Genomic DNA, 9,044 nt, shown 5'->3' with positions numbered 1-9,044 from the left:
ACGAAGTACGCCAGCGCGTAGTTTACGCCCGCGTACCGCTGCCAGCCCGGTCGTACCGGGCGCACTCCCCGGCATGCACACCAGCGGTGCTGGCGGAGAGCGGACGCTCAGCGCTGCTGGCGGCGCTTGCGCTCCACGTAGACCGTCTTGGCGATGCTCATCAACACGCCGACCGCGATGCCGATGCCGGCGCCGAGCAGGAAGTTGTCGCGGGTCAGGCCGATGGCCACGCCGATGATCGTGGCGATCACCATTTCGGTGGTGTGCGAGACCGGCTGCGGCGGGGGTGCGGACATGGCGACTCCAGAACGGGAACGGATACGGTGTCCCATTATGACCTGCCGGAAACGACGAAGGCCGGGTTTCCCCGGCCTTCGTCACTTACGTGGGCAACACTCAGATCTGCTCGGCAGGACCGGCGATCGGCGCGACCGGACGGGCATCGCCGCCCTTGTCGTTGTTGTTGCCACCGTCCTTGTTGCTGGGCGACTTGTCCCAGCCTGCCGGCGGCGGCGGATCGCGGCCTTCCATCACGGCGTTGATCTGCGGCGCATCAATGGTCTCGTACTGCAGCAGCAGCTGGGACATCGTGTGCAGCTTGTCGAGGTTGGCGGTCAGCAGCTCCGTGGTCCGGGCGTAGGCCTTGTCCAGGATGCTGCGGACGACTTCGTCGATGCGGCGCGCGGTGTCGTCGGACACGCTCTTGTGCTGCGTCACCGAACGGCCGAGGAACACTTCATCGTCCTCTTCGCCGTAGGCGATCGGGCCGAGCTCGTCGGACAGGCCCCACTTGGTGACCATGTTGCGGGCCATCTTGGTGGCGCGCTCGATGTCGTTGGAGGCACCGGTGGTGACCTTGTCGGTGCCGAAGATCAGCTCTTCGGCAACGCGGCCACCGTACAGCGAGCACAGCTGCGACTCGATCGCGACGCGGTTCATCGAGTACTTGTCGCCTTCCGGCAGGTACATCGTCACGCCCAGCGCACGGCCGCGCGGAATGATGGTGACCTTGTAGACCGGATCGTGCTCGGGCACCAGGCGGCCGACGATGGCGTGGCCGGCTTCGTGATACGCGGTGAGCGTCTTTTCTTCTTCGCTCATCGCCATCGAACGGCGCTCGGCACCCATCAGGATCTTGTCGCGGGCCCGATCGAAGTGGTCCATGCGGACTTCCTTCTCACCGCCACGCGCGGCAAACAGCGCTGCTTCGTTGGCCAGGTTGGCCAGGTCCGCACCGGAGAAGCCCGGGGTACCCCGCGCGATCACCATCGGCTCGACATCGTCGGCCAGCGGCAGCTTGCGCATGTGCACCTTGAGGATCTGCTCGCGGCCCTTGACGTCCGGCAGGCCGACCACGACCTGGCGGTCGAAACGGCCCGGGCGCAGCAGCGCCGGATCCAGCACGTCCGGACGGTTGGTGGCGGCGATGACGATCACGCCCTCGCCTCCCTCGAAGCCGTCCATTTCGACCAGCAGCTGGTTCAGGGTCTGCTCGCGCTCGTCATGACCGCCGCCCAGGCCGGCACCACGGTGGCGACCGACGGCGTCGATTTCATCGATGAAGATGATGCACGGCGCCTGCTTCTTGGCCTGTTCGAACATGTCGCGCACGCGGCTGGCGCCGACGCCGACGAACATTTCCACGAAGTCCGAACCGGAGATCGAGAAGAACGGCACCTTGGCTTCGCCGGCGATCGCACGGGCCAGCAGGGTCTTGCCGGTACCCGGCGGGCCGACCATCAGCACGCCGCGCGGAATCTTGCCGCCCAGCTTGGTGAACTTGGTCGGGTCGCGCAGGAAATCGACCAGCTCGCCGACTTCTTCCTTGGCTTCGTCGCAACCCGCGACGTCGGCGAAGGTGACCTTGATCTGGTCTTCGCCCTGCAGCTTGGCGCGCGACTTGCCGAAGGACATCGCGCCCTTGGCACCGCCGCCACCCCCCTGCATCTGGCGCATGATGAAGATCCAGAAGCCGATGATCAGGATCACCGGGAGGAAGTTCATCAGGATCGCGCCCAGCGAGATGCCGCTGGACGGGGGCGCCTGCTCGAATTCCACTTTCTTGCCACGCAGCACGTTGATCAGGTCGCGATCGTAGGGCGCGGTGATGGTGCTGGTCTGGCCGCTGCGGGTGGTGTAGGTCACATCATTGGCACCGCCGCGCATTTCGCCCAGCACTACCTTCTGGATGTTGCCGCTGTCCACCTGGTCCAGGAACTGCGAGTACGTCGCGCCCTGTGCGCCGGCTCCGCTGCTCTTCGGCGAGAAGCTCTGGAAGACCACCATCAGCACGACGGCGACGACCACCCATAGCAGGAGGTTCTTGGTCAAGTCGTTCATCCTCATTGGCTCCGGTGTTCCTCTAATTCCTGACGCGATTCGTATGGTTGAGCTTACTTGATCTGCGCGCGTTTTCCCTGCCCCAAGGCATACACCTCGGGCGAGCGCTTCCGGGACGCTTCAGGCTTGCGGATCACCACTTTGTCGTACCGGCGGCGCATTTCGCGCACGTAGTCGTCAAAGCCCACGCCCTGGAACAGCTTGATCAGGAACGCGCCACCGGGCTTGAGATGGTTGTCGGCAAAATCCAACGCCAACTCCGCCAGGTGCATCATCCGCGGTTGGTCCACCGCGTCCATTCCACTCTTATTGGGGGCCATATCCGAGAGCACAAGGTCCACCGGCTGATCGCCCAGCATGGCTTCGAACTCCGATAGGACGGTCTGCTCCCTGAAGTCCCCGTGAAGGAACTCCACGCCGGCCAGCGGCGGCATCTCCAGGATGTCCAGCGCCAGCACCCGGCCGGTGTCGCCGATCTGGCGGCGGACCTGCTGGGACCAGCCGCCCGGGGCGGCGCCCAGGTCGACCACGACCATGTGCGGCTTCAGCAGCCGATCCCGCTGCAGCAACTCCTCCAGCTTGTAGGCTGCGCGCGAACGCATGCCCTCGGCCTGGGCCTTCTTCACGAAGGGGTCGGCGAAGTGCTCTTTCAACCAGCGTTGACTGCTTTTGCTACGGGTTGCCATTGAGATGCGGGTCGGATGGGGAGGTCATGATACCCTGATCGCCCCAGTTAACCGCTTGTTCCTGAATGGCTATCGCCCTGACTTCTTCCCAAACCCGTTTCCTCCGCGGCCACGCGCATGATCTGAAAGCCCTGCTCCAGATCGGGGGCAAGGGGGTGACACCGGCCTTCCTGGCTGAACTGGAAGAGGTGCTGGAGCGCCACGAGCTGATCAAGGTCAAGGTCGCCGCCGAAGACCGCGAGGCCCGTGACGCCCTCATCGCCGAGCTGGTCAGTGCCAGCGAAAGCGCGCTGGTGCAGCGCATCGGCCACGTCGCTGTGCTGTACCGCCCGAGCAAGGAACAGCGCCAGATCGTCCTGCCGCGCGGCTGATCCCGGAACGCCCATGCAGCTGAGCCACGAAATCCCCGACTACGCCTACGCCCTGCGCGCCGCCGATGGCCGCAGCGCGAAGGTGAATGACCGGATGCTGGCCGCCAGTTTCATCCTGGCTCCGGACACGCTGATCGAAGCCTGGCCGGTGACCGACATCGCCCAGCTCACGCCCGAGCACCTGCAGCCGGTGCTGGCCTTGAACCCGGCGCTGGTCGTGCTGGGCACGGGCGACACCCAGGTGTTCCCGCCGGCCGCGGTCATGGCCGCCTGCCTGACCCGGGGGATCGGCCTGGAAGTGATGAACAACCCCGCCGCGGCGCGGACCTTCAACATCCTCGCCAGCGAGGGTCGCAAGGTGGCGGCGGCGTTCATCCTGAAGGGGTGAGACCGGGATTTCCGTTCAGAAAAGGCCGCCCTTGGGGCGGCCTTTTTCGTTCTTACTTCGGCGGCAGGTACAGCAGCGGATCGACCGGCTTGCCGTTGTAGCGGATCTCGAAGTGCAGCATGTCGCGCGCAGCACCCGTCCGGCCCATCTCGGCGATCTGCTCGCCAGCCTTGACGCTCTGGCCTTCGTTGACCAGACGCTTGCGGTTGTGGCCATAGGCCGACAGCCACTGGTCGCTGTGCTTGATGATGATCAGCTCGCCGAAGCCGACCAGGCCCGCACCGGAGTACACCACCACGCCGGCGGCCGTCGCGCGGACCGGCTGGCCACTGGCACCGGCGATGTCCACGCCCTGCTTGGTCGCTTCACCCGCGACGAAACGGCCGACGATCGCGCCGTCCGCCGGCCAGCGCCAGCTGATGTTGCTCTTGATCGCGGTGGTCGGCGCCGGGGTCGCGGCCGGTGCGGTCGTGCCCGGACGCGGCGCGGTGACCACGGTGGTCGGCGCGCGGCCGGGGCTGCCGCTGCCGCCCGGGTACAGGCGCAGCGACTGGCCGGGATAGATCGTGTACGGCTCGGCCAGCCCATTCCAGGCCGCCAGATCACGCGGCGTGATGTTGTGGATGCGGGCCAGCGCATACAGCGTGTCGCCGCGGCGGACGACCGCCGTCTGGCCCGGTTTGGCCACCGAGCTCTGCGGGGTGCTGTGGGCCACGCCACCGCCCGAGCCCGAGGGCCGCACCACGGTGGCGGTGCCACAGGCGCTCAGCGCCGACACCACCAACAGCAGCGCGCCGGTGCGCACTCCTTTGCTCAAACGATCAGCACTCATGCGAACTTCGACCTCCATACAAGCCAGGCCACCAGCACGACCACCAGCGCGGTCGCGATCCAGCCCAACGGTTCAATCCAACGGCGCAGCGCAGCTTCCGCGCGCGGCCCGCCAATACGAATGACCGCCGCCAGCACGTACACGCGCTTGCCACGGCCGATCAACATGCTCAGGAAATACTGTGGCAACGGCACGCCGACGATACCCGATGCCCATGTGAAGACCTTCATCGGGATCGGCATGAAACCGCCCAGCACCAGGAAGGTGAACACTGCCCAGGGCGACTCGGCCATCTTGGCCTGCACGAGGGCGATGCCGCCTTCGATGCTGGTCAGCATGCCCAGCGCGGCGAACACCGGCTTAAGCGCTTCGAAGGCGAAGTGACCCAGCGCATAGCCGACCAGCGCGCCGGCCATCGAGCCGGACAGGCTGAGCGTGGCGAACCACCAGCCGCGCTTGGGCTGGGCAACGCACATCGGGGCGAGCATCACCTCGGGCATCACCGGGAAGATGATCGCCTCGATGAAGCTCAACACCGTCAGGTAGGTCGGCGCGCGCTCGTGCGCGGCCCACTTCATTGCCCGCTCGTACAGCGGACCGAAAATCTTCATGACGCAACGCTCCTTGGAATCAGTCCAGCATGCCAGACAGCAGCGGCACGAACGTGACCGGTGCCAGTACCTGCTGTTCGACACTGCCGTCATCGCGACGGGTCAACTGGATCAGCGACTGCGCGCCCGGGCCACCGACCGGCGCGACCAGGCGGCCGCCGACGGCAAGCTGCTCGACCAGCGCATCGACCAGCGCCGGTGCCGCCGCAGTCACCACGATCGCATCGTACGGACCGTGCTCGGCCCAACCGACGCGACCGTCGTCATGCTTGCTGCGGATGTTCATGCCCAGGGCGCGGAAGCGCTTGCGCGCCTGGCGCAGCAGATCGCCGATGCGCTCGACCGTGTACACCTCCAGCCCGATCGCGCCCAGCACGGCGGCCTGGTAGCCCGACCCGGTACCCACTTCCAGTACCGTCTTCGGCGCGGACTGCAGCACCGCTTCGGTCATGCGCGCCACCACCCACGGCTGGGAAATGGTCTGGCCATGGCCGATCGGCAGTGCGGTGTCTTCGTAGGCACGCGAGGCCAGCGCTTCATCGATGAACAGATGGCGCGGCACCACGCGGATGGCATTGAGAGTGGCTTCGTCGGCGATGCCGGCATCGCGCAGGCGATCCACCAGGCGATCGCGGACCCGCTGCGAGGTCATGCCGATGCCGACGGCTTCTGGCTGCAGGCGCAGGCGTGGGCTCATGCCGGCCGGTCCAGTGCGGCAGTCAGCCCGCCGACCCAGCTGGCCACTTTCTCCAGCGCCTGGTAACGGGTGAGGTCGACCTGGATCGGGGTGATCGAGATGAAGCCGTTGCGCACCGCATGGAAATCCGTGCCGGGGCCGGAGTCCTGCTCGCGCCCGGCCGGGCCGATCCAGAACACCTGGTTGCCGCGCGGGTCGCGCTGCGCGATGCAGCCCTCGGCGCGATGGCGGTTGCCCAGGCGGGTCACTTCGAAACCACGCACTTCGCTCCACGGCAGGTCCGGCACGTTGACGTTGAGGATGGTGTCGGCGGGCAGCGGATCGGCCTTGAGGCGGGTCACGATCTCGACCGCGGCACGCGCGGCGGTCTCGAAATGACGGGGCTCGTGGTTGTGCGTGACCAGCGACATCGCCACGGCAGGCAAACCGAGGAACCGTCCTTCCATCGCCGCCGACACGGTGCCGGAGTAGATGACGTCGTCGCCGAGGTTGGCCGCGTTGTTGATGCCCGAGACCACCATGTCCGGCTCGTACTCGAGCATGCCGGTCAGGGCCAGGTGCACGCAGTCGGTCGGCGTGCCGGCCACCGAGCAGGTGTAGTGGTCGATGCGCTTCATGCGGATCGGCAGGTCCAGGGTCAGCGAATTGCTGGCGCCGGAACGATCACGATCAGGAGCGACCACGGTCACTTCATGACCGGCGTCACGCAATACCGTGGCGAGCATCTTGATGCCCGGCGCATCGACACCGTCGTCGTTGCTGACCAGAATCCGCATCTGCGATTTAACCGCTTGATTTTTCAAGACTTCGATTCCATCACTTCCCACTGTTGGCGGCGGTGGCCCTGCCCCTCCCGGGACCGGACGACCGCGCAAGTGCGTCAGCTATTGTGCCGCAAGCAGACAGATCGTCCTACCCCGATAACGGTAGGCATCGCCCTTCCCGCCCATTAGGCTGTACGCATGTCACATCCTGAAGACGAAGATCCCGCGGCGCTGTTCCGGGCCGCCATCGGCGAGGTCACGCCGCTGCGCAAGGCGGTCACCCCGCCGCCGGCCGCGCCGCGGCCCAAGCCGCGTGCGCGGATGGCCGAACAGGATGAACAGGAGGCCCGTGGGGAATTCGCCCGGCTGCTGCGCGACAGCAGCCCGCTGGAGGCCGGCGATACCGCCAGCTACCGGCGCGACAACCTGCCACCGCGGATGTTCCAGCGGCTCAAGCGCGGGCAGTATTCCGTGCAGGACGAACTCGACCTGCATGGCGCGACGGTGGCCCAGGCCGAGGCACTGGTGCGGCAGTTCCTGGTGGAGGCGCATGCGCATGAGTACGGCTGCGTGCGCATCATCCACGGCAAGGGGCTGCAGTCCGACGGGGGTGCGCCGGTGCTGAAGAATCTGGTCGATCGCCTGCTGCGGCTGCGCAACGACGTGCTGGCGTTTCATTCCGCGCCCGCCGGGCAAGGCGGAACGGGCGCGGTACTGGTGCTGCTGGCAAACCGGTAGAGCCACCCCATGGGTGGCTGCCCGGGGTGCCGATCGTGCGGCATCCACCCATGGCGTGGATCTACGCCTCCGGTGCGGCCTGGCTGGCGTCTTCCACCCGACCCAACTCGTGCAGTACCGCGGTGGCGTAGCAGCCCGGCGGCAGTGCGAAGCTGAGCTCCAGCACATCCGCAGCCAGCCACTGGTGCTGCAGCATGGCCGGGCGCAGGCGCAGTGCGCGGCGCTCCTGCTTCAGACGGGCGCTTTCCAGACCGGCCCGCAGCGCGAGCGATTGCGCGTCCGACACCGCGCCCAGTTCCAGTTCGGCGGCGGCACCGGTGCTGCGCAGCTCGCCCTCGCCCCACAACGGGCCACTGGGGTGGATGTCGAACCGACCGAGGCGATCGGCCAGCAGATCCGTCCACGGCTCCGGGCCGAACACGCTGCGGCTGCCGTCGAGCATCCAGACCTCGCCGTCCAGCGGCGTGTCCCAGTTGCCCTGCTCCACGCGTGCCGCCAACACCTGGTTGAACAGGGCCGAACGGGCCGCCGAAAGCAGCAGCGAACGCTGGTCGGGGCGCATGCGACGGCCACCGAACATCGCCAGCGCAGCCGACACGTTGCCGCCATCGCGGCCGAAGCGCTGCTCACCGAACCAGTTCGGCAGGCCGCGCGAGGCGATATGGGACAGGCGCTCTTCGATGGCCGAGGGATCGCCCTGCACATCGCGCAGCACCAGCTTGAAGCGGTTGCCGGCCAGCGCACCGCGCTGCAGCTTGCGGTTGTGCCAGGTCGACTCCACCACCTCGATCTCGTCCGACGCCAGCAGCGCCGGGTCCGGCGCCACGCGTTTGGGCAGGTGCACGCTGAAGCGCTGCGTGGTGACCGCGTGGCGATCCTTCATGCCGGCGTAGCTGACCCCCATGTCCGGCAGCCCGGCCCACTTGGCCAGCACTTTGGCGACATGCACGGTGTTGGCGCCGCGCTTGCGGAGGGTCAGCAGCAGGTGCTCGCCCTCCCCGCTCGGCTCGAACGCCGGCAGTTCGTCAACCTGGAAATCCTCGGGCGTGGTGCGGATCTTCGCACTGAGCAGCGGCGCGCCGAACGCCAGCGGCAACGGGATCACAGCGCCACCAGCAGCACGCTGGCCTGGGCGGCGATGCCCTCGCTGCGGCCGGTGAAGCCCAGCTTCTCCGACGTGGTCGCCTTGACGCTCACGCAGTCCAGCGCGATCCCCAGCACGGCGGCGATGCGCTCGCGCATGGCCAGGGCGTGCGGGCCGACCTTCGGCCGCTCGCAGATCACGGTGATGTCGGTGTTGCCGACCTGCCAGCCGCGCGCGCGCAGCAGCCCGTTGCAATGGTCGAGCAGGTGCGCGCTGTCCGCGCCCTTCCAGCGCATGTCGGTCGGCGGGAAATGCGCGCCGATGTCGCCCAGCGCCAACGCACCGAGCATCGCATCGCACAGCGCGTGCAGGATCACATCGCCATCGCTGTGCGCGAGCACCCCGCAGCTGTGTTCGACGCGGATGCCGCCGAGCATGATGTGGTCGCCCTCGCCGAAGGCATGGACGTCGTAGCCCTGTCCGATGCGGAAGGGAGGAAACTGTGGCGTGGTCATTGCAAGAACCTGCGGTTG

12 protein-coding genes are annotated in these 9,044 nt (G+C 67.2%); 3 read left to right on the top strand and 9 right to left on the bottom strand.

Annotated features, from left to right (window positions below):
* Positions 1 to 107: 107 nt before the first annotated feature.
* From ABE424_RS03080 to rlmE, 3 genes are all read right to left on the bottom strand, one after another.
* Entirely contained in the window at positions 108 to 296 is a 189-nt protein-coding gene (locus ABE424_RS03080; RefSeq protein ID WP_346490813.1) for a hypothetical protein, read from the bottom strand.
* 100 nt (positions 297 to 396) lie between these two features.
* Positions 397 to 2,340, bottom strand: a complete 1,944-nt coding sequence (gene ftsH, locus ABE424_RS03075; RefSeq protein ID WP_346490812.1) for an ATP-dependent zinc metalloprotease FtsH — start codon at positions 2,338 to 2,340, stop codon at positions 397 to 399.
* Positions 2,341 to 2,393: 53 nt separating this feature from the next.
* Positions 2,394 to 3,026 (bottom strand): 23S rRNA (uridine(2552)-2'-O)-methyltransferase RlmE, encoded by a 633-nt coding sequence (gene rlmE, locus ABE424_RS03070; protein ID WP_176989638.1) that lies wholly within the window; start codon positions 3,024 to 3,026, stop codon positions 2,394 to 2,396.
* Between the two features lie 65 nt (positions 3,027 to 3,091).
* Here rlmE and yhbY point away from each other — a divergent pair, with 65 nt between their 5' ends.
* Together yhbY and ABE424_RS03060 are read left to right on the top strand one after the other, a co-directional pair.
* Complete coding sequence (gene yhbY / locus ABE424_RS03065; protein ID WP_019183325.1) at positions 3,092 to 3,397, top strand: ribosome assembly RNA-binding protein YhbY; 306 nt, start codon at positions 3,092 to 3,094, stop codon at positions 3,395 to 3,397.
* Positions 3,398 to 3,410: 13 nt separating this feature from the next.
* The gene (locus ABE424_RS03060) at positions 3,411 to 3,785 is read left to right on the top strand and encodes an Mth938-like domain-containing protein (protein ID WP_346478614.1); all 375 of its coding nucleotides are present in this window, start codon (positions 3,411 to 3,413) and stop codon (positions 3,783 to 3,785) included.
* A 52-nt stretch (positions 3,786 to 3,837) separates the two neighbouring features.
* Here the strand turns inward: ABE424_RS03060 and ABE424_RS03055 are convergent, their stop codons facing one another.
* From ABE424_RS03055 to surE, 4 genes are read right to left on the bottom strand one after another with little or no spacing between them, the layout of a single operon-like run.
* Positions 3,838 to 4,617 (bottom strand): peptidoglycan DD-metalloendopeptidase family protein, encoded by a 780-nt coding sequence (locus tag ABE424_RS03055; protein ID WP_346478613.1) that lies wholly within the window; start codon positions 4,615 to 4,617, stop codon positions 3,838 to 3,840.
* Positions 4,614 to 5,228, bottom strand: a complete 615-nt coding sequence (locus ABE424_RS03050) for a YqaA family protein (protein ID WP_176989635.1) — start codon at positions 5,226 to 5,228, stop codon at positions 4,614 to 4,616. The genes ABE424_RS03055 and ABE424_RS03050 overlap by 4 nt, the downstream gene beginning before the upstream one ends.
* A gap of 19 nt (positions 5,229 to 5,247) precedes the next feature.
* Positions 5,248 to 5,925 carry a protein-L-isoaspartate(D-aspartate) O-methyltransferase gene (locus tag ABE424_RS03045; protein WP_176989634.1) on the bottom strand — a complete coding sequence of 226 codons (678 nt, stop codon included), beginning with the start codon at positions 5,923 to 5,925 and terminating at the stop codon, positions 5,248 to 5,250.
* The gene (gene surE, locus ABE424_RS03040) at positions 5,922 to 6,701 is read right to left on the bottom strand and encodes a 5'/3'-nucleotidase SurE (RefSeq protein ID WP_176989896.1); all 780 of its coding nucleotides are present in this window, start codon (positions 6,699 to 6,701) and stop codon (positions 5,922 to 5,924) included. Before surE ends, ABE424_RS03045 begins: the two co-directional genes overlap by 4 nt.
* A 186-nt stretch (positions 6,702 to 6,887) precedes the next feature.
* Here surE and ABE424_RS03035 point away from each other — a divergent pair, with 186 nt between their 5' ends.
* Positions 6,888 to 7,427, top strand: coding sequence for a Smr/MutS family protein (locus ABE424_RS03035; protein ID WP_179459254.1), 540 nt, complete (start codon positions 6,888 to 6,890; stop codon positions 7,425 to 7,427).
* A gap of 61 nt (positions 7,428 to 7,488) precedes the next feature.
* Here ABE424_RS03035 and truD read toward each other — a convergent pair whose 3' ends face one another.
* Together truD and ispF are read right to left on the bottom strand one after the other, a co-directional pair.
* Positions 7,489 to 8,532, bottom strand: a complete 1,044-nt coding sequence (gene truD, locus ABE424_RS03030; RefSeq protein ID WP_346490811.1) for a tRNA pseudouridine(13) synthase TruD — start codon at positions 8,530 to 8,532, stop codon at positions 7,489 to 7,491.
* Positions 8,529 to 9,026, bottom strand: a complete 498-nt coding sequence (gene ispF / locus ABE424_RS03025) for a 2-C-methyl-D-erythritol 2,4-cyclodiphosphate synthase (RefSeq protein ID WP_346490810.1) — start codon at positions 9,024 to 9,026, stop codon at positions 8,529 to 8,531. The genes truD and ispF overlap by 4 nt, the downstream gene beginning before the upstream one ends.
* Positions 9,027 to 9,044 lie beyond the last annotated feature (18 nt).

The organism is Stenotrophomonas sp. TWI1149, from assembly GCF_039673155.1.
Lineage (GTDB): Bacteria > Pseudomonadota > Gammaproteobacteria > Xanthomonadales > Xanthomonadaceae > Stenotrophomonas > Stenotrophomonas maltophilia_AA.
This window is presented reverse-complemented; position numbering and strand designations above follow the sequence as displayed.